This is a genomic window from Alicyclobacillus sp. ALC3 (assembly GCF_028751195.1).
Lineage (GTDB): Bacteria > Bacillota > Bacilli > Alicyclobacillales > Alicyclobacillaceae > Alicyclobacillus_L.
The window spans coordinates 3,163,622-3,184,360 of record NZ_CP066784.1; the positions used below are offsets into that span (position 1 = coordinate 3,163,622).

At 58.5% G+C, this 20,739-nt stretch carries 18 protein-coding genes; 12 read left to right on the top strand and 6 right to left on the bottom strand.

What is annotated here, in order from left to right; genetic code table 11:
• Positions 1–4 precede the first annotated feature (4 nt).
• Positions 5–559 carry a thiol-disulfide oxidoreductase DCC family protein gene (locus tag JC200_RS14560; protein ID WP_274432408.1) on the bottom strand — a complete coding sequence of 185 codons (555 nt, stop codon included), beginning with the start codon at positions 557–559 and terminating at the stop codon, positions 5–7.
• Between the two features lie 149 nt (positions 560–708).
• Between JC200_RS14560 and cysK the strand changes: the two genes are divergently transcribed.
• Complete coding sequence (cysK, locus tag JC200_RS14565) at positions 709–1,632, top strand: cysteine synthase A (RefSeq protein ID WP_274432409.1); 924 nt, start codon at positions 709–711, stop codon at positions 1,630–1,632.
• A 161-nt stretch (positions 1,633–1,793) separates the two neighbouring features.
• Here the strand turns inward: cysK and JC200_RS14570 are convergent, their stop codons facing one another.
• The 3 genes from JC200_RS14570 to JC200_RS14580 form a co-directional block, all read right to left on the bottom strand.
• Entirely contained in the window at positions 1,794–2,009 is a 216-nt protein-coding gene (locus tag JC200_RS14570) for a hypothetical protein (RefSeq protein ID WP_274432410.1), read from the bottom strand.
• The gene (locus JC200_RS14575; RefSeq protein WP_274432411.1) at positions 2,006–2,227 is read right to left on the bottom strand and encodes a hypothetical protein; all 222 of its coding nucleotides are present in this window, start codon (positions 2,225–2,227) and stop codon (positions 2,006–2,008) included. Before JC200_RS14575 ends, JC200_RS14570 begins: the two co-directional genes overlap by 4 nt.
• Positions 2,228–2,361: 134 nt before the next feature.
• Positions 2,362–3,255 (bottom strand): YitT family protein, encoded by an 894-nt coding sequence (locus JC200_RS14580; RefSeq protein ID WP_274432412.1) that lies wholly within the window; start codon positions 3,253–3,255, stop codon positions 2,362–2,364.
• 1,273 nt (positions 3,256–4,528) lie between these two features.
• Between JC200_RS14580 and JC200_RS14585 the strand changes: the two genes are divergently transcribed.
• The 9 genes from JC200_RS14585 to pyk all read left to right on the top strand — a co-directional run bounded on the left by JC200_RS14585 (position 4,529) and on the right by pyk (position 15,842).
• Complete coding sequence (locus JC200_RS14585) at positions 4,529–5,836, top strand: DRTGG domain-containing protein (RefSeq protein WP_274432413.1); 1,308 nt, start codon at positions 4,529–4,531, stop codon at positions 5,834–5,836.
• 5 nt (positions 5,837–5,841) lie between these two features.
• The gene (dnaE, locus tag JC200_RS14590) at positions 5,842–8,844 is read left to right on the top strand and encodes a DNA polymerase III subunit alpha (protein WP_274432414.1); all 3,003 of its coding nucleotides are present in this window, start codon (positions 5,842–5,844) and stop codon (positions 8,842–8,844) included.
• Between the two features lies 1 nt (position 8,845).
• Positions 8,846–9,355: a phosphatidylglycerophosphatase A family protein gene (locus JC200_RS14595; protein WP_274432415.1), complete on the top strand. Its 510-nt coding sequence runs from the start codon at positions 8,846–8,848 to the stop codon at positions 9,353–9,355.
• 204 nt (positions 9,356–9,559) lie between these two features.
• A complete protein-coding gene (locus JC200_RS14600; RefSeq protein WP_274432416.1) occupies positions 9,560–10,789 on the top strand; it encodes an NADP-dependent malic enzyme in 1,230 nt (409 codons plus the stop codon).
• Positions 10,790–10,811: 22 nt separating this feature from the next.
• Entirely contained in the window at positions 10,812–11,009 is a 198-nt protein-coding gene (locus JC200_RS14605) for a putative signal transducing protein (RefSeq protein ID WP_274432417.1), read from the top strand.
• A 45-nt stretch (positions 11,010–11,054) separates the two neighbouring features.
• Positions 11,055–11,933 (top strand): acetyl-CoA carboxylase, carboxyltransferase subunit beta, encoded by an 879-nt coding sequence (accD, locus tag JC200_RS14610; protein WP_274432418.1) that lies wholly within the window; start codon positions 11,055–11,057, stop codon positions 11,931–11,933.
• Positions 11,923–12,879 carry an acetyl-CoA carboxylase carboxyltransferase subunit alpha gene (locus JC200_RS14615; protein WP_274432419.1) on the top strand — a complete coding sequence of 319 codons (957 nt, stop codon included), beginning with the start codon at positions 11,923–11,925 and terminating at the stop codon, positions 12,877–12,879. The genes accD and JC200_RS14615 overlap by 11 nt, the downstream gene beginning before the upstream one ends.
• A gap of 157 nt (positions 12,880–13,036) precedes the next feature.
• The gene (gene pfkA / locus JC200_RS14620; protein WP_274432420.1) at positions 13,037–13,996 is read left to right on the top strand and encodes a 6-phosphofructokinase; all 960 of its coding nucleotides are present in this window, start codon (positions 13,037–13,039) and stop codon (positions 13,994–13,996) included.
• Positions 13,997–14,087: 91 nt separating this feature from the next.
• Positions 14,088–15,842, top strand: a complete 1,755-nt coding sequence (gene pyk / locus JC200_RS14625) for a pyruvate kinase (RefSeq protein WP_274432421.1) — start codon at positions 14,088–14,090, stop codon at positions 15,840–15,842.
• 881 nt (positions 15,843–16,723) lie between these two features.
• Here pyk and JC200_RS14630 read toward each other — a convergent pair.
• Positions 16,724–17,056: a hypothetical protein gene (locus tag JC200_RS14630; protein ID WP_274432422.1), complete on the bottom strand. Its 333-nt coding sequence runs from the start codon at positions 17,054–17,056 to the stop codon at positions 16,724–16,726.
• Positions 17,053–17,604, bottom strand: a complete 552-nt coding sequence (locus tag JC200_RS14635) for a YfmQ family protein (protein ID WP_274432423.1) — start codon at positions 17,602–17,604, stop codon at positions 17,053–17,055. Before JC200_RS14635 ends, JC200_RS14630 begins: the two co-directional genes overlap by 4 nt.
• A 263-nt stretch (positions 17,605–17,867) precedes the next feature.
• On the opposite strand from JC200_RS14635, the gene JC200_RS14640 reads away from it, so the two are divergent.
• Positions 17,868–18,758, top strand: a complete 891-nt coding sequence (locus JC200_RS14640; protein WP_274432424.1) for an AAA family ATPase — start codon at positions 17,868–17,870, stop codon at positions 18,756–18,758.
• A gap of 20 nt (positions 18,759–18,778) precedes the next feature.
• Complete coding sequence (locus JC200_RS14645) at positions 18,779–20,584, top strand: S9 family peptidase (RefSeq protein WP_338000174.1); 1,806 nt, start codon at positions 18,779–18,781, stop codon at positions 20,582–20,584.
• The last annotated feature ends 155 nt before the right edge of the window (positions 20,585–20,739 follow it).

The following is a 20,739-nucleotide window of genomic DNA, read 5'->3' on the forward strand; positions in this document are numbered from 1 at the left end:
CTGACTACTCTAAGAATCGCCGCTTCAGGCTCTGGTCTGGCACCATGCACGTTGTGCGTCGGCCAAACCACCTGTAGCGGCGTTTTGCGATGGCGTCGTAAATCGCGTCTCTGAACGGGCGTGGCACGACCCGCAACCAGCCGACAAGCGACCACGGTCTGCGCAGGTAGCGGGCGACCCGCAGCACTGCGTCAGACTTCGTGTACACGTGCCCTTGGTCGATGCAGACCACGCTATTCCACTCCCCGTCCGCTCCATCCCCGCGCGCCACACCTGCTTGCGCCACACCGGGTACGCCTGCGCGGCAGTCGAGCAACTCAGCCGCCGCGGCCGACTGGAGCGGGGCAAAGCGCACACGGCCGCTCGGGTCGCGGCGGACCACGAACTGAACAGCAGCGTTGCAGAGGTTGCAGACGCCGTCAAACAAGAGGATCGGACCCGCAAGCGGATCCGCAAGCGGATTTTCGGATGTGCCTGCGACGGCACCTTCCTCCATCGAGCCCGCAATTGGATGTTCGAGCGAACTGTTGTAAGGCGTGTGTAGTCCCGTCTGGCTCACCTCCGCTTGGCGCGAGTGTCACGTCGAAATTGCCACGCGTCACCCATATATTGTATCTCAACTTGAAGCACAAAGGACGAATGTGCCATGCTGTACGCAGCAAGATGCTGTCACAGCGATGGGAGCACTAGTGGAAGGAGCGAATGGACTTGGCCATATACGAATCTGTCCTCGACCTAATCGGCCGCACGCCGGTGGTCAGGTTGCACCGCATCCCCGACCCGGCCGGAGCGGCGGTGTACATGAAGCTGGAGTCTTACAATCCAGGCGGGAGTGTCAAAGACCGCGCTGCGCGGTCGATGATCGAGAAAGCCGAAGCCGCCGGACTGATTGAGCCTGGAAAGAGCGTGGTGATTGAACCGACCTCGGGCAACACCGGCATTGGCCTGGCGCTCGTCTGTGCAGCAAAAGGTTACCGCTGCATCATCACCATGCCAGACAATGCGACCGTGGAACGCATCAAAATTCTCCGGGCCTACGGCGCCGAGGTACACTTGACTCCGGCTGCGCAGCGGATGCAGGGAGCGATTGACGAAGCGGTGCGGATTGCCGATGGGACGCCAAACAGTTTTGTGCCGATGCAATTCGAAAACCCGGCGAACCCCGATGCGCATCGCAGGTCAACAGCTCTGGAAATTCTCGACGACTTTGCAGGCAAACTCGAAGCGCTTGTGTTGACAGCGGGCACGGGTGGCACAGTAACAGGAACCGGCGAGGTGCTTAAAGAGCACATTCCGGGGATTCAGGTCTACGTGATTGAGCCAGCGGGATCACCAGTGTTATCTGGAGGAAAACCGGGTCCGCACAAAATCCCGGGAACAGGCCCGGGCTTTGTTCCCAAAATCCTGAACCGCAGTGTGGTGGATGAAATCTGCCTGATTGAAGACGACGATGCACAGCGGATGGCGCGCCGATTGGCCGCCGAAGAAGGGTTGTTTGTCGGGGCGTCGGGGGCAGCTTCGGCGTTTCACGCGGTTCGCATCGCGAAGAATTTACCTCCGTCAGCGCGCGTGTTGTGCATCGCCCCGGATACGGGAGAGCGTTATTTGTCATCCGACCTGTTTGCTCGCTAAACAACGTCAGGGACGGGTCAGGGACAGGTCAGGGACAGGTCAGGGACAGGTCAGGGACAGGTCAGGGACAGGTCAGGGACAGGTCAGGGACAGGTCAGGGACAGGTCAGGGACGGGTCAGGGACAGTCCGGTGGGGGCCGAGGCTGTCCCTGCGGTTTCGACTACATCGTCATTCGCCGGTATCGGCGAGCGTACATACGCAGTGTTTCGAGTCCGTAGATCAGCAGAGCCCCGCCGATGAACAAGGCAACGTGCCACAGCGCGTGCAGTACCGGTATTGGAGTCAACCAGGTGTCAAGCCCTGGGTAAAGGCCGGCGGCGATGAGAACTGCACCCAAGTAAGCAGAAATTGTCGCTCTCATGGTGCGGTGCTTCATGAACTCACCCCCCTCTCTTCTTCCACATGAGCCATGGAAGCGGGCTGGTGCACCCACCATGACGTCTGCAGTCCAACAAGTCCGCCTGCGATGATGTAGAGGCTATGAATCAGATAGTGGTGGACAGCAGTCGCATCCGCCCATCCCTGCAGGGATGGCCATGCTGCGACCAGGATGCAGACAGCCGCCAAAACCAAAGTTGACGGAATCTGTCTCATCTCTTTCTTCAACCTCCTTCTAATTGAGAGAAACCCTCCCTTCTGTTGTTGCCAATTCACTAGTCTTCTAAACGGGGCGATACCCGGGTTTGTTGCGTGCAACAGAGACTGCACGGGACAGGAGGGCTCCCAGTCTAAGTTGTCGGGTGGCGGAAGCGGCCAATCACTTCCGTAGTGTTGAGGATTGTGATGAAGACGTTCGGGTCGATATCGGTGGCGAGCACCCGCAACTCGGTGATCTCCAGCTGTGTCAGGGCGCAGATGAGCATACCGAGTTCGTTTCCAGAGTATGCGCCAGCCGCGTTGACGAGCGTAGCGCCGCGACCTAGCTGCTGACCAATCTGGTCTGCGATGTCTTGGGCACTGACACTCACGATGAGCGCCGTCTTGCGTTGTTGGTAGTTCATTAGCGCGTTCATCGCGCGCGCTGCCACAAACATTGCGACGAGCGTATACATACCGGCTTCGATACCAAACACAGTAGACGACAACACCACCACGACAATGCTCATGGCAAACGACAGGCTTCCGATGCTTTTGCCGGTGCGTCGGTTGACTACCAAGCTAATGATGTCTGTGCCGCCTGTGGAGCCACCAACTCGGAAGATGATCCCGGACGAGATCCCGAGCAGCACGCCCCCGTATAGGCTGATCAGAAGCGGGCTGCCGTGCGGTGTGAATGGCACGTGTACGAAGTCCGTAAACGCGGAAAACCCGACGATTGCCACGCCAGTGAGGAAGATGAAGCGCTTGCCGAGGTAGCGGTAGCCCAGTACAAACAGCGGGATATTCAGGATGAAATACCACGTTCCGACTGCGATATGGGTGAAGTGTTGTACCACCTGGGCAATGCCTGTGATGCCGCCGGCTAGAATGTGCGCCGGGATGAGAAAGTTGTTGATCGCCACTGCGCCGACAAGGTCTCCAACCAACAGCGCCAGAATGCGGATCACGCTTGAAGTGTACGGGTGGCGCTTCCCGTCTAGCCAACGTGACAGGCTGAATACGCCGGTGGGAATGCTTGGCATACACGTCCTCCGTCCTTGGTGTAGCTTCTGTCGCAGTCTTTCGCTTTCGCCCCTGCTTAAGGCAACGGTCCGAACTCGCCGCGGATAGAGACATTGTACTCGGCATACCCGATGGTCGCCAAATGCAGGTAGGCTGAACTCTACCTTGGCGGCCTCAAGCGCCTCAAGGCAGCCTCAAGGCAGCCTCAAGGCGGGGGGCTCCACTCTCGCCTTGAACGTGGTCGGGACGACTCGCATGTTCGGCCGGGATGTCGGTTGGGCGATTCAGAGGGAGATCCCGATTAGCGATTCCAGGGTGGGGTTGGGCGTCCGACCGGGATCTCGTAGCCATCACAGGGTCTGCGCCGATCGTGCCTACGCGCGTTTTTCGCACACGGACGGTGGGGTTGACCCATGGTACAGGGACCAGTCAGTCAGCTCGAGGTGTTTGGATGAGCGTGGTGTTAATGGTTATGTCGACCGAATCGTCCGGACGATAGTCTGTCGCTGTGGGGGATAGCGCCATATTGGCGCGATCACCGAGCGTAGCGCCAATATTGGCGCAAGTCACGAACCATAGCGCCAGTATGGCGATAATCCATACCCTTTGCGCCATTATGGCGCTAATTTTTTTGGAGGGAGTGACAATAGCGCCAATTTGGCGCTAACGCCCTCCCTTTGCGCCATTATGGCGCTAATTTTTTTGGAGGGAGTGACAATAGCGCCAGTTTGGCGCTAACGCCCGCCTTTGCGCCATTATGGCGTTAAGTTTTTTGGAGGGAGTGACAATAGCGCCAATTTGGCGCTAACGCCCTCCCTTTGCGCCATTATGGCGCTAATTTTTTTGGAGCGAGAGACAATAGCGCCAAAATGGCGCTAACGCCCTCCCTTTGCGCCATTTTGGCGCAATCAGTAGGATATCGCCAATTTGGCCGCAACGGTACCGCCATAATGGCGCTATCACACCCATAGCGCCATTATGGCCGGACGAGGCCCGTGATCCCGCTACATATACCGCCAAATTGGCCACGGAACGGACCGCCCGCCAGCAACCCACGCAACCCACGCAACCCACGCAACCCACGCAACCCACGCAACCCACGCAACCCACGCAACCCACGCGTACCGCAGGCGTACCGCAGGCGTACCGCAGGCGTACCGCAGGCGTACCGCAGGCGTACCGCCCGCGTACAGCGCCGCTCTACAACCGAGGTGTATACTGAGTGTGACGCGAGCGCAGCGGTGCCACATGCCGCTGATAGGTTTGCAAGAACGGAGTGCGGGGGTCGGACGGGTGAGCACAAAACACGAACAAATCATGGATTTTATCGAGGCGCTGTCGGTTGGGACGCGCATCTCCGTGCGCGGTCTCGCGAAAGAATTGCAGGTCAGCGAAGGGACTGCGTACCGCGCCATCAAGGACGCGGAACTCCAAGGTCTCGTCAGCTCGATGGACCGAATCGGCACCGTTCGCATTGAACGCCCGCAGAAGAAAAACATCGACCGTCTGACGTTTGCTGAGGTCGTGAACATCGTCGAAGGCACCGTGCTTGGGGGCCGGGACGGCCTGCACAAGACCCTGCACAAGTTTGTCATCGGCGCCATGCAGCTCGAGGCAATCGTACGTTACATCGAGCCTGGCAGCCTGATGATTGTCGGCAACCGCGAGCAGGTGCAAAAGCTGTCGCTTGAACACGGCGCAGCTGTCCTCATCACCGGCGACTTTCAGGCGTCGGAAGAGGTGCAACGCCTCGCGAACGAACGTCAGTTGCCAATTATCTCGTGCAGCTTCGACACTTTCACGACCGCAGCACTCATCAACCGGGCTATCTACGACCGGTTGATCAAAAAAGAGATCCTCTTTGTCGAAGACATTGTCAGCAACCAGCAGCTGGCGGTTTTGCACCGCGGGCAAAAGGTGCGCGAGTACCTGCGCATGGTCGAGGAGACCGGGCATGCGCGGATGCCTGTAGTTGACGATCACGACCGTTTGGTCGGCGTCCTCACCGCTCGCGATATTTCCGAGGCCGACCCCGATGCCAACGTGGATACGTACATGGCACGGCAGCCGACGACCGTGTCACTGAAGACCACCGTCGCGTCAGCTGCGCACCGGATGGTGTGGGAAGGCATCGAGATCCTGCCAGTCGTCAACAACCGCAAATTGGTCGGGGTGCTCAGTCGGCAGGACGTAATTAAGGCGCTGCAGTTGATGAGTAGACAGCCACAAGTGGGCGAGACAATCGCCGACAATGTGTTGCGTGGCTTTGGCGAGTCTGTCATCGACGACGAGACGCTGTCCCTGACGGGCGAGGTGACACCGCAGATGACGGGAGCCGTCGGTACGCTGGCGACCGGATCGATGATCACGCTGATGGAACACAGCGCCATCCTCTGCCTGCGGCGCAACCGCAGTGTGGACATGGTTGTGGAGAACCTGACCCTGTACTTCTTGAAGCCTGTTTCCGTCGATTCGCACGTGGACGTGCGTGCGCGAATTCTCGACTTCGGCCGCCGCTTTGCCAAAGTCGACGTAGAACTGTTCGACGGTCACGAGCGCTGTGCAAAGGCCTTGCTGACAACGCAGGTCCTAGAGAGGTGAGCGGAGTGTCGTCCTTTGTCCACTTGCATGTCCACACCGCGTATTCGCTGCGGCAAGGGGCGCTTAGAATTGACGACTGTATCGATGCCGCCGTCCGCTTCGGCATGTCAGCTGTGGCGATTACCGATACGAACGCGCTGTACGGCGCTGTCGCGTTCTACCGCAAGGCCAAGGAAGCCGGAATCAAACCCATTCTCGGGGTGCAGTTGACTGTCGGAAAGCGCCAGGACGCAGCCGTGTTGGCGGAAGGGCGCCCGGGTGCCCCGCGAGTCGACACCGCAGTACTGTTGGCCGAGTCGCTCGCTGGCTACCGCAACCTTGTCCAGCTTGTGACGACTGCGCAGACGCGTGAGCGGCGGCCGTTTGTCACCTTCGAGGAATTGGCGGCCTACAAGGACGACGTGATCGCGCTCGTTGGCGGCGGCGAGTCTGCAGCGTTGCAGTTGTTTTCCGCCGGCATCAACGCGGAGGCTGCGAGTTGGCTGCAGGCTTGGCAGCAAATTTGGCCAAGCACGCACCTGTTCGTCGATGTCCAAGACCACCATGTGACTGCACAGCGTCAAGGACTCCCGGCCCTCGTCCGCTATGCCAGGGAACACCAGTTGCCGCTTGTCGCCAGCAACGACGTTCACTACCTCACGCGCGACGACGCGCAGGTTCAGCAGGTGCTTGCGCAGATTGAGTCCGGGCCGTCTGGCGCATTGCTTCAAGGCGACCGCTATGAATTCGCATCTGTCGAAGAGATGGAGCGGCGCTTTAGCAAGCTCCCAGAGGCGCTGAAAAACACGTTGGTCGTGGCTGACCGCTGCAATGTGGAGTTGCCCTTAGGCCAACTGTTGCTGCCGAAGTACCCGACGAAGGATGGGGAGGACGCCGCGGTGGTGCTGCGGCGCGCCGCGAGAGAAGGCGTGCGGCAGCGCTACGAGCAAGTGACCGGCGAGGTGACGGAGCGCCTCGAGTACGAACTCGGTGTGATTGAGCGACTTGGCTTTGCGGACTACTTCCTCGTCGTGGCGGACTTCATCCGCTTTGCGCATAAGAACGCCATCTCAACTGGGCCGGGGCGTGGTTCGGCAGCCGGGAGCCTAGTCGCGTACGCGCTGCGGATCACGGACGTGGACCCGATCAAAAACCGCCTTCTGTTCGAACGCTTCCTCAACCCGGAACGTGTGACGTGGCCGGACATCGACACGGACTTTGAGTACGAGCGCCGCGGTGAGGTGATTCGCTACGTGGTCGAGCGCTACGGGCGCAGTCACGTGGCGCAGATTGGCACCTTCGGAACGCTGGCAGCGCGCGCTGCGATTCGCGACGCCGGGCGGGTGCTGCAGACGGATCCGAAACTCGTCGACCGGCTCGCCAAGCTGATTCCGGGACACCCTGGCGTCACGCTACAGTCCGCGCTGGCGCAAGTGAGTGAGATTGGCGACCTGTTGCGCTCCAATCAGCATGCCAAGGCAGTGTGGGACGCCGCGGTCGCGCTCGAAGGACTGCCGCGACACACATCCATCCACGCTGCTGGCGTCGTTATTTCACCAGTGCCGCTTGCTGAACTCGTACCCGTCCAACCCGGTGCAGACGGAACGCCTGTCACACAGTTCGCGATGGCGGACGTCGAGGCGCTCGGTCTGATGAAGATGGACTTCCTCGGGTTGCGGACACTCACCTTGATGGACGCATGCGTCGACAGTCTTGCGCGGCGCACCGGTAAAAAACTCGATTGGCGCAAGGTGCCTGACAACGACGCGGCGACGTTCGCGATGCTGTCGCGCGGGGAGACAGACGGCTGTTTTCAGCTGGAGTCCGCCGGTGTGCGGCGGGTGTTGCGCGACCTGCGGCCAAACAGCCTCGAAGACATGCTCGCCGTGATCTCCTTGTACCGCCCAGGACCAATGGAGAACATCCCGGCTTTCATCGCAGCCAAGCACGGACGAACGCCAATCCGCTACCCGCACCCGGACCTTGAGCCAATTTTGCGCGACACCTACGGAGTCGTCGTCTACCAAGAGCAAATCATGCAAATCGCGGCCCGCATGGCCGGTTTTTCTCTAGGCCAGGCGGACTTGCTTCGGCGCGCTGTGAGTAAAAAGAAGCGCGAGGTGCTAGACGCACAGCGCGCCCGCTTTGTCACTGGCGCCGCGGCGAAAGGGTACACGGATGAGACGGCGAATGAAGTGTATGACTTGATTGTGCGCTTTGCCGATTATGGGTTTAACCGCTGTCATGCGGCTGCATATGCTGTGTTGGCGTACCGGACAGCATATCTTAGAGCAAACCACCTTCCCGACTTCCTGGCAGCGCTGCTCACGATGACGATGGCGGCGCCAGACAAAGCCGCAACCTACGTTCGCGACGCCAAGCGCCACGGTGTCTCCGTTCTGCCACCCTGCGTGGCAGAGAGTCAAGCCGGTTACACTGCCGAGAGTGAGTCTGCGATTCGGGCGGGGCTATTGTCCGTGCGCAACGTCGGCCGTGGAGCTGTGGAGGCGATTCTGGAGGCGCGGACACAATCGCCGTTTACTTCGCTCACCGATTTTTTGTCGCGCGTCAACGCCCGGGTCTGCAACCGGAAGGCGGTTGAGAGCCTGCTTGCGGCGGGGGCCTTAGCCCGATTTTTGCCCGACGGGGCGTCAGCGGATGTGGCGTTGCAGGCGCTCAACCAGGCGTACGTGGCCGTCGATCAGCAGTCGCAACCGGGCTTGGCGCTGACCTTTGGCGATGAGCCTGACGCGTCGCTGTTTATCCGCTGTGATACAGACAACCATGTGCTCCTTGAGGTCATCCAAAGTGTACTCGCGACCTCCCCCGGTTCTATTCGCGTGACTTTGTACGACGGGCAGCGTCGCCGGGGGCGGCTGCTTGAACCCAAGTGGTCCGTGGATGTGACGCCTGAACTGGTCGCTTCGCTCGAGGAAGTGGTGGGGCTTGGCAACGCGCGACTGGGGCGGATACCGACAGCGCGCGCCCGCGCGGCTAGCCGAAGGAAGGACGCAAAAGGAGTGAAGTAGAGTGTTTCAAGTGACCGTTGACCGTCTGCTAGAACGCGGTGTCCACTTAGACGATATCGCAACCATCGTGCACGACTTGCAACTGCCCTATTACCCGGAGTTGACCCTCGACGAGTGCCACGCGAACGTGCGGCGCGTGCTCGAAAAGCGTGAAGCCCAGCACGGCGTACTGACTGCGATTGCGCTCGATGTTCTCGCGGAACAGAAGTTGTTGCCGGAGCCTCTGCAGACTATTATGGAGACGGACGAACCTCTGTACGGCGTGGACGAGATTGTGGCGCTCTCAATCACGAATGTCTATGGCACTATCGGTCTGACGAACTTTGGCTACCTTGACAAAACCAAACCTGGAGTCATTGGGAAGTTGAACAACCACAACAAGGAGATTCACGTCTTTCTCGACGATGTCGTGGCCGGCATTGCAGCCGCAGCTGCGGCGCGCATCGCGCACAGCCGCGCATCGGGTGCTGAGTCCGCGCAAGTTGTCAGTGCCGATCGAGACGACCTTTGAGGGAAGTTCAGGTGAGTTGATGCGGACAAATTCTGACACTGCACCAGCTTTGACCCGAGATCAAACAACCACTATAATGATTTTGATTGATAGACACTTCTGACGAACTTGCCAAGCGAATATACGGGTCACGCAATAGACATGCCTCCGTTTGGAGACGTGTGGATTCTCTGGGTCATGCATCCGGACGGGAGATGGGGACAAATGTCGCTGCGCGATGAAGCACTTGAGATGCACCGATCGCATCGAGGGAAATTGGCTGTGCAGCCCAAGGTTCAAGTAGCCAATGCTCACGATTTGAGTCTGGCGTATTCGCCCGGTGTCGCAGAGCCCTGCAAGGAAATTCACTTGGATAAGTCCAAGGCCTATGAATATACATCTAAAGGGAACTCTGTTGCAGTCGTCACCAACGGCACTGCAGTCCTCGGTCTTGGCAATATCGGTGCGCGTGCTGCTCTTCCTGTTATGGAGGGGAAGGCGGTTTTGTTTAAGGCGTTCGCCGGGATTGATGCCTATCCAATCTGTTTGAATTCAGAAGACCCACAGGAGATCATCCGAACGGTCAAACTGCTTGAACCGCAGTTTGGCGGGATTAACCTCGAGGACATTGCAGCACCTGCCTGCTTCGAAATTGAGGATACCCTGAAACGCGAACTCGACATTCCTGTCTTTCATGACGACCAGCACGGGACGGCCGTTGTTACGCTGGCCGGCCTGATGAACGCGCTGAAAGTGGTCGGCAAACGCATGCAAGACATCCGCGTTGTGGCAAACGGCGCCGGTGCAGCTGGCATCGCGACGATTAAGTTGTTGTTGTCCGCGGGCGTACGGGACGTTATTATGTGTGACACGAAAGGCGCAATCTACGAAGGACGCACAGATGGCATGAACGCGGTCAAGCAGATGATTGCAAAGAATACGAACCTTGACCGGCTGCATGGCACGCTGGAAGACGTAATTGCGGGTGCGGACGTCTTCGTCGGTGTGTCCGTCGCTGGCGCGTTAACGCCTGCGATGGTGCGCTCCATGACGCAAGACCCAATCATCTTTGCCATGGCCAATCCGGATCCGGAGATTCACCCTGAGGAAGCCTACGCTGTCGGCGCACGCATCGTCGGTACCGGACGCTCTGACTATCCGAATCAAGTCAACAACGTGCTCGCGTTCCCCGGCATCTTCCGCGGCGCCATCGACGTCCATGCGACAAGCATTACGGAAGACATGAAGGTTGCAGCCGCCGAAGCTATTGCCGGTCTCGTCTCGGACGAAGAGTTACAACCTGACTACATCATTCCGCGCCCATTCGACCCTCGCGTCGCTCCGACAGTTGCTGCGGCGGTCGCCGAGGCTGCGATGAACGGCGGCGTGGCACGACGTCAGGTGAGCCCTGAGGACGTGGCGAGGCACACCCGGGAACTGGCCAGCATTCGCTAAAACTCCAGTAGGAGAGAGTCCAATGTGGACCGTGATTTACATTACACAATCAGCCAAACTCGCAGACCGCATTCGGACCCGCTTGGCGGACGAGGGCTTTCTTGTCCGCGTCCGTCAGACGCAAGTCACCAAGCAGCAGTTTGAGATTCTCGTACCAGAGACTGAACTCGATGAGGTTCAGGAAGTGCTTACGGACGTTCTGAACGGTTCATACGACTAACCAGGCGTGTCCCTAGAATCGGACAACTTCCGACGAGGTGAAAAGGTGCTCAAGGAATTGTTTCACAAAAAGCGTCATTATGCGACGCTGGGGCAGCCAGCTACACGGCCTGTTCCGGCGTCTGATATCCCCAAGGGATTAGTGGACAAGTGTAAGTCATGCGGCGCCATCGTCATCGCCAAAGAACTCAAAAAGCACCTCTTCACATGCCCTCACTGTGGCTATCACTTTGCCGTAGACGCACTGAGCCGAGTTGAAATGACATTGGACGAGGGCAGCTTTGAAGAGTATGACGCAGGTGTGACGTCGGTTGACCCATTGTCTTTCCCAGGGTATCCAGACAAGGTGACAAAGGCGCAGAAAGACACAGGATTGCTCGAGGCTGTTGTCACTGGGCGCGGGACCCTGGACACAAAGCCTGTCATCATTGGCGTGATGGACGCCCGCTTTATCATGGGCAGCATGGGAGCAGCCGCCGGGGAAAAACTGACGCGCGCCATGGAACGCGCGGCCCAGACCGCGACTCCGATGGTGCTCTTCACTGCGTCTGGCGGCGCGCGTATGCAGGAAGGTGTCTTGTCGCTGATGCAGATGGCGAAGACAAGCGTCGCGCTGGAGCGCATGCATGAAGCCGGCGTGCTGTTTGTCAGTGTCATCACCAACCCGACGACAGGTGGGGTGAGCGCGAGTTTTGCGAGCCTTGGCGACATCATTTTGGCCGAGCCTGGGGCGTTGTTTGGGTTTGCAGGGCGACGGGTGATTGAGCAAACCATCCGCCAGAAGTTGCCGGACGACTTCCAGACCTCTGAGTTCGTGCTAGAGCATGGTATGGTGGACCAGGTTGTAAACCGTAAAGCGATGCGTGAACAACTGTCTCTCATCCTGCGCGTGCACGCGAGTAAGGGGTGGACGAGTGCCAACTGAACTAGAGTTCGAGAAACCGATTCGAGACCTCCGCACGAAGATCACGGAGCTCCATGACCTTATGGCGAAGAGCGGTGTGGATTTGAATGGCGAGATCGCCAAACTTGAGCACCGTATGGATGACTTGTCGAGAGAACTCTATGAGGGACTCACGCCCTGGCAACGCGTGCAACTTGCCCGCCAGTCCGGTCGCCCGACGACGCTCGACTACATTCACGGGATTTGTTCTGAGTTCATGGAACTGCATGGCGACCGCAACTTTCGCGACGACCCGGCGGTGGTCGGCGGGATTGGACTCGTGGAAGGGAACCCCATCACGATAGTCGGTCATCAAAAAGGTCGAGACACAAAGGAAAACATTCACCGCAACTTCGGCATGGCACATCCGGACGGGTACCGCAAAGCTCTGCGTCTGATGCAGCAAGCAGAGAAGTTTGGGCGCCCTGTCGTCACCTTTATCGACACGGCTGGGGCATACCCGGGAATGTCTGCGGAGGAACGTGGACAGAGCGAGGCTATCGCGCGCAACTTGCGCGTGATGGCCGGGCTCAAGGTGCCGACGTTGTGCTTTGTCACGGGCGAGGGCGGAAGTGGCGGCGCGCTCGGTCTTGGCGTCACAGACCGGATTTTTGTGCTCGAGTACGCGTGGTACTCCGTGATTGCGCCGGAATCTGCAGCAGCCATCCTCTGGAAAGACAGCGCTCAGGGGCCACGCGCTGCGGAGACGATGAAGATTAGTGCGCGTGACCTGACGGAACTCGGCATCGCGGACGACGTCATCCCGGAGCCTCTAGGCGGGGCGCAAAAAGACCCGCAACAGATGATTGCGACGGTGCGCAAAAAAGTGATCGAAACCCTAGACGAATTAACCCGACTCCCTATTGCCGAACTGCTTGCGGCGAGGTACGATAAGTACAGGGATATGGGAACATTTGTTGAGCGGTAAAGGTTAAAAAGGGTGCCTGCCCGCGGTGGGCACACCCTTTTTTGGTCAACAGGGACACAAAATGTCCCTGCGGGACGGAGATGGTTCAACGGGAACGGCGGCGTGGTAACGAAGTCCTGCGGTGTCGGTTCCGTGTGCACGGCTAGGGGGGACGAATGTGAAGAAGATAGCAGTGCTGACAAGCGGTGGAGACGCCCCGGGAATGAATGCAGCCATTCGCGCAGTCGTTCGAGCGGCTATTTACAACGGCGTCGAGGTTGTTGGCATTCCGCGTGGATTTAGCGGAGTGATGCGAGGCGACACCATTGCGATGAACCTCGGCTCGGTTGCAGATATCATTCAGCGCGGAGGCACCATTCTATACACGGCGCGCAGTGAGGAGTTTAAGACCCGAGAAGGTCAGGAACAGGGAGCACAGGCGCTTCGTCAGGCAGGTGTCGACGGCCTTGTCGTGGTCGGCGGGGATGGTTCGTTCCACGGTGCGCAGGTCCTGGACCGGCTAGGCGTTGCGACGATTGGTGTGCCCGGCACGATTGACAACGACATCCCCTGTACCGACGAGACCATCGGGTTTGACACGGCGGTGCAGACGGCTGTAGAGGCAATTGACAAAATTCGTGACACCGCGACCTCGCACGAGCGCACGTTCGTCGTGGAAGTGATGGGCCGCCACGCTGGCGACCTCGCCTTAACCGTCGGACTCGCGGGTGGTGCGGAGTCCATTTTGATTCCGGAAATTCCGTTTCAACTGGAAGATGTCATCGCCAAACTCGAACGCGGCGTGGCGCGTGGAAAGCGTCACTCCATCATCGTTGTCGCGGAAGGTGCTGGAAGCGGCATCGAGATCGGCAAATATCTGCAACACCACACCGGTTTTGACGTGCGCGTCACGGTACTTGGTCACATCCAGCGCGGTGGCCCGCCGACAGCTCGCGACCGGATGCTGGCAAGCCAACTCGGCAGCCACGCGGTGGCCCTCTTGCTGGCCGGCGAACACGGCAAGATGGTGGGCGTCGAGCACGGGCAGTTACACGCCGTCGACTTCGACACGGTCTTCGCAACGCCGCGCACGCCTGACCAAGAGTTGTTTGACCTCGCGGACAAACTCTCGATTTGAATCGGCGACACCACCGTCAGTGACCCGGGCTGTGGCGGGCTTGTGACGTCGACACTCGGAAATTATGAAGTTGAGGAAAGGAGTTGCATGAATGAGACGGACGAAAATTGTCTGCACCTTAGGGCCAGCTAGTGAATCACCAGAAATGCTTCGACAACTCGTGCAGGCTGGGTTGGACGTTGCCCGCCTAAACTTCTCCCACGGAACGTATGAGGAGCACGCGCGGCGGATTGAAACCATTCGCGCTGTTGCAAAAGAGGTCGGGAAGACAGTCGGCATCATGCTGGACATCAAGGGTCCGAAGATTCGCACCGGAAAAATTGAGGGCGGCGAAGTGACTCTGGTCGACGGCGCACGCATCACGTTGACGACCGATCCGGTTGAGTACGGCACAGCCGAACGCGTCTCCATCTCTTATGAGGGGCTTGTCGAAGACGTCTATCCCGGCGCGCCAATCCGCATCGACGACGGGCTGATTGGCCTCGAGGTCGAAGCGGTCCAAGGGCACGACATCGTTTGCCGTGTGACTAACGGCGGAGCGTTGAAGGACCGCAAGGGCATCAACGTCCCCGGCGTCACTTTGCGCATTCCTGGCGTTACAGAGAAAGACCAGGCTGACATCCGTTTCGGCATCGAACAGGGCGTCGACTTCATCGCTGCGTCGTTTGTCCGCAAGGCCGCCGACGTGCTCGAAGTCCGGCGCATTCTCGAGGAAGGCAACTACCACGCGGACATCATCGCAAAGATTGAGACCCAGGAAGGTCTCAACCGACTCGAGGAGATCCTCGAGGTGGCGGACGGCATCATGGTCGCTCGCGGTGACCTCGGCGTCGAGATCGCTACGGAAGAAGTCCCGCTCGCGCAGAAGCGGATGATCACGCTGTGCAACCGCGCCGGCAAACCTGTCATCACGGCGACGCAGATGCTCGATTCGATGCAGCGCAACCCGCGCCCGACGCGCGCGGAGGCGAGCGACGTGGCGAACGCGATCTTCGACGGTACCGACGCCATCATGCTCAGCGGTGAGACGGCCGCAGGACGCTACCCGTACGAAGCGGTAAGCACAATGGCGCAGATTGCCGAACGCGCCGAACACGCCTTGCTCACACACGAAGTGCCTGGCCGCCACGCGACCACCGTTGAGAAGACGGTGACCGACGTAATTGGCCATGCGGTGCAGACGATGGCTGTGGATCTCGGCGTACAAGCGATTATCGCAGCCACGTCGTCCGGCCACACCGCTCGCGTAATTGCCAAGCATCGCCCGGCGGCACACATCGTCGCGGTGACGCCATACCCGGAAGTGGCGCGCAGGATGAGCGTGTCATGGGGTGTGTATCCGGTCGTCGTGGCGGAAGTGAAAACGACAGATGAGGTACTCGACACGGCCGTTGCCGGAGCGCTGGAAGCTGGCTTTGCCAAGCACGGCGACATGGTCTTCATCATCGCGGGCGTCCCGGTCGGGCAGCGAGGCACCACGAACATCATCAAGGTACATACCATCGGGGACGTACTCGCCAAAGGTATGGGCATTGGCCAGCAGGCAGTCAGCGGCCGGGCTGTGGTGGCGCGAACGGCAAGGGACCTCCTCGACCGCGTGCAACAAGGCGACATTCTCGTCGCCATCGGTACCGACCAAGAAGTGGTGCCCGCAATGGAACGCGCCGCTGCAATCGTCGTCGAGGAAGGCGGCCTCACCTCCCATGCGGCAGTGGTCAGTTTGACACTCGGGAAGCCAGTCATCGTCGGCGTCGAAGCTGCGGTCAAGCGCATCGAGGACGGCAGCACCATCACCGTCGATCCGCAGCACGGTCTCATCTACCGCGGCCGCGCGCAGGTGCTGTAGCCGGCAGGCGCTTTCGGCGGCAGGGGTTCGGCGGCATGCGCGAGGCTGGGGTTCGGCGTTATGGCGTACATAGCGCCACTTTGGCGGTATCGCGAACGTGATCAGACTCGGATAGCGCCGTATTGGCGCTATCACCTCTGGCGCCGTGCTAGGACCACGCCAGAATGGCGGTAAGCCACCGATAGCGCCAAATTGGCCGTACCATGAACGTGATCCCACCCGGATAACGCCATATTGGCGTTAAAGTCACGGATAGCGCCAAATTGGCGCTATCACAAACGTGACTACACCTGAATAGCGCCAAATTGGCGTTAAAGTCACCGATAGCGCCATATTGGCGGTATCACGCACGTCATCACACCCGGATAGCGCCAAATTGGCGTTAAAGTCATCGATAGCGCCATATTGGCGCTATCACGCACGTCATCACACCCGGATAGCGCCAAATTGGCGTTAAAGTCACCGATAGCGCCATATTGGCGGTATCACGTATGGCATCACACCCGGATAGCGCCAAATTGGCGTTAAAGTCACCGATAGCGCCATATTGGCGGTATCATGAACGTGATCACACCCGGATAACGCCAAATTGGCGTTAAAGTCACCGATAGCGCCAAATTGGCGCTATCACAAACGTGATTACACTCGGATAGCGCCAAATTGGCGTTAAAGTCATCGATAGCGCCAAATTGGCGTTAAAGTCACCGATAGCGCCAAATTGGCGCTATCACAAACGTGATTACACTCGGATAGCGCCAAATTGGCGTTAAAGTCACCGATAGCGCCAAATTGGCGCTATCACAAACGTGATTACACTCGGATAACGCCAAATTGGCGTTAAAGTCACCGATAGCGCCATATTGGCGCTATCACGAACGTGATCACACCCGGATAACGCCAAATTGGCGGTAAGCCACCGATAGCGCCACATTGGCCGTATTATCAACGTGATCCAGCCGGGATAACGCCAAATTGGCGTTGTGAACCCCGTGTCGTTCCCAAGCACCATTCTGACATCGCGTGTTGAACGCCACGCCTCCTGCACCCGCCATCGTTTCACTCACCACGCTCTCGCTCACCACGCCCTCGCTCACCACGCCCTCGCTCACCACGCCCTCGCTCACCACGCCCTCGCTCACCACGCCCTCGCTCACCACGGCCCCGCTCACCACGCCCTCGCTCACCACGGCCCCGCTCACCACGCCCTCGCTCACCGTGCTGCAGCCATCGTCCGATTGGAAAGGTGTTCCAGTAAGGCGCGCGAATCTAATCGGTATGCGACGGGCTTGCCGATGCCAGTGCGCCTGACTTCCACGTAATGGCCGTTCGCGTAGAGCGCGTACACAACTGTGTTTCTACGCGCCGCCCCTTCAGTCTCAATTGTGATGGGTGGCGGGCCGTCGTGCCTCGGCAAAATATCGAAGCGGTCTAGGAATATTGCTTCGTTAAAGTCTTGAACTATACGCTCGCGTAGCGGACCCGTAACTTGAATCGGACCCGTAACTTGAATCGGACCCGTAACTTGAATCGGACCTGTAACTTGAATCGGACCTGTAACTTGAATCGGACCCGTAACTCGCGTCGTACCTGTCACAGAGTTGGTGTCCATGGAAACCGTCACCTGATCACTCTGTAAAGTGGGGTGTAGGCTAAACTTAGTGACTACGCGGTTGACTAGCCATGACGGCGGCGCCATGAAGAACGAAAGCGCCGCCAGCAAGATGAAGACAATGGTGTAAATCCACCAATGTGATAGTGCCATGTGAATGTCCCACCTTCCGTTGTTACTCCGTGTACACGCCCCATATGATGTTCGTAGTGTTGGCTTATGATCCCGTCAATACGCCGCTGATTTGCAGGATGAAAAGTGAATCGCATCCGCCCCATCCAGTTCTGCCCACCGGGCCGTGGCGAATAAGGTGCCTGACTCAGACTTCACTACACGGCCAACTCATATCCTTCATCCGCACCAGTAATCAGGCGTACAATAGAGACACCGTTGCAAGCCAACAGTGAGGTGTCGCCATGTTCCTGCGCGAAGTCCGTTTTGTCGATTGGCCAGAAGAGCCAGCCAGCTATCCGTTTAATCTGCCTGCTTTTTGCGGTGTGGACGGACTTGACTTTGACAGGGCCGTGACATACTTCGTAGGCGAAAACGGTTCAGGGAAGTCAACGTTGCTCGAGGCGATTGCCATTGCGGCCGGCTTTAACCCCGAAGGGGGAGGACGCGGCAACACGTTTGCGACGGCTCACACAGAGTCGATTCTGTATCAACACCTCAAACTGTCGTGGTTGCCAAAGGCCACGCGCGGATTCTTTCTGCGTGCGGAGAGCTTCTTCAATTTTGCGACGTACATTGAGGAGATTGAAAAGGAGCCGTACGGTTCCACCGGGTTTGCCCTCTACGGTGGCAAGTCGCTGCACGAGCGTTCGCACGGAGAGTCATTTTTCGCGCTGATCACGAACCGCTTCCAGAGCGGCCAGTCGTCGTCAGCATCGAACCGGGCCACCCGGGAGTCGTCATCAGCATCGAACCGCGCCACTCCCCAGTCTGCCTCTTCCTCAAGTCGGGTCAAGAACCAAGCGGCGTCATCGTCGCGGCAACCGAAGAACCGCCGTGTTGAAAAGGCGCTGTATCTGCTTGACGAGCCCGAGGCCGCGCTGTCTCCAACACACCAGTTGGCGCTGCTTCGCATCTTGCGCGACCTCGAAGAGTCTGGCAACGCGCAGGTCATCATTGCCACCCATTCACCGATTTTGCTCGGTTACCCACATGCTCGCATCCTCAACTTCGACACAAGTCCACTGTCAGATATTGCATACGAGGAGACGGACCACTACGCTGTAACTAAGGAGTTTTTAAACCATCGGGACCGCTTGCTTGCAGAACTGTTTTCTGATGATCCCGACGGTTGACCAAGAGAGGGGTTGCCGACTTGGCCGATTTGGCAGACATGTTCAGATTTCCGCAGCCGGATATTCAGGAGTTTTTCCGCACCTACGCGGTAACCGGGTTTACCGTCAGCACGGACGAGCAGCGCATCGCCGTCTCGACAAATCTCAGCGGTCGTTACAACGTCTGGGGGCTTGATTTGCCCAACACGTACCCATATCCTCTGACGTACGTTGACCAGACTCCGCAAGCATTGAAGTTCGACCCGCAAGGGCGCTATATCCTGGTGGGGTTCGACCACGATGGAGACGAAAATACGCAACTGTACGTAATCGCGCCAAGCGGTGGCGCGCTGACGCCAATTCGCACATTCGAAGGGCGCCGTCACTACTTCACCGCGCTCTCCAAAGATGGAAACCGTGTGTACTATACGTCAGACAAAGAGAATCACAGCTTTATGAACGGGTACGTATACGACCTCGAGACGGGAGAAGAGCGGACGCTGTACGAAGGACAAGACACGACGACCGAACTTGTGGCTGTGGCGCCTGATGAATCGAGTTTTGTGACTGCCAAGTCGTACGCCAACACATTCATCGTGCCGTTTCTGCACGTTGGGGAAGATGTGCGTCCAATCACGCCGGATCCAACGATTGTACACAGCATTCACGACCTCGCTTACCTTGACAACGGTCGCGTGGTGCTCACGACTAACTTTAGCTCCGACAGCGCCTACCTGGCGAGTTACGACATTACCACGGAGAAGTTCGAACAACTTTGGGCTCAACCCGGTGTCGACCTCTCTGGAATGGCAGTGCACGAGTCAACTGGCACGGTCTACGTTATTGCATCACAAGGCGTACAAGACCGCTTGTTTGCGTACAGCTTGAAGACAGGAGTGACAGAGGAAGTCGATGTGCCAGTCGCGGTCATCGAGGGGCTGCATGTCGGCGCGAGCGGGACCGTGTATTTACTGGGTCGCAGTGACGTCGACCCTTTCAACCTGTACCGCAAGCCACTAGGTGGGAGTTGGGAGTCACTTACGAACAACCGCGTGATGGGCACCGAGCCGTTTGACTTGAGTCACGCGGAGGTGGAGCACTATCAGTCGTTCGACGGCCTCGAAATTGAAGCCCTGTGGTTCCCTGCCAACCCGCTGACGAGGAACGGTTACACCGTGGTGTGGCCACACGGCGGTCCCCAGTCGTCGGAGCGGAAGATGTTCCGCCCGTTTTTCCAATACCTCACAAGCCGTGGCTACAATGTCTGGGCTCCGAATTTCCGCGGCAGTTCCAACTACGGCGCGAAGTTCATGCAAATGGTGAACGGCGACTGGGGCCATGGGCCACGGCGGGACATGGTCGAGAGCATGGAGTGGTTGATTCGGGAGGGCAAGGCCGACCGCGACAAGCTGTTCCTTGTCGGTGGCAGTTACGGTGGCTATATGAGCTTGCTCTTGCACGGCCGACACGCTGAGTACTTCCAGGCCGTTGTCGACATCTTTGGGCCGTCCAACCTGTTCACCTTCATCGATTCAGTGCCGGATTCCTGGAAACCTGCAATGACAATCTGGGTTGGCCATCCCGAAAAAGACAAAGACAGGCTCACAGCGGATTCACCTATCACCTACCTGGATGGGATGACGAAGCCGATGTTTGTCGTGCAGGGAGCGAATGACCCACGTGTCGTGAAAGCAGAGTCCGATCAGATTGTCGAAGCACTGCGGTCACGCGGCGTCGAAGTCGAGTACCTGGTGTTTCCCGACGAGGGTCACGGGTTTTCGAAAAAGGAGAACGAGATTGAGGCGTATCGGAGGATTGTGGAGTTCCTCGACAAACACCGCAAGTAGCATCGGCCTCCGCTTTCCGCGCATCCTGTAGTTCCTGCTAGCGTTTAGCGTTGTCCGGCCTGTCCATCCCAGGTCGGACAACTGCCGTTGCGACGACACCTGCCTGGCCATAGAGTGTGTTAGGTTCACTGTGCATGATGGTGCTGGGCGAGCCT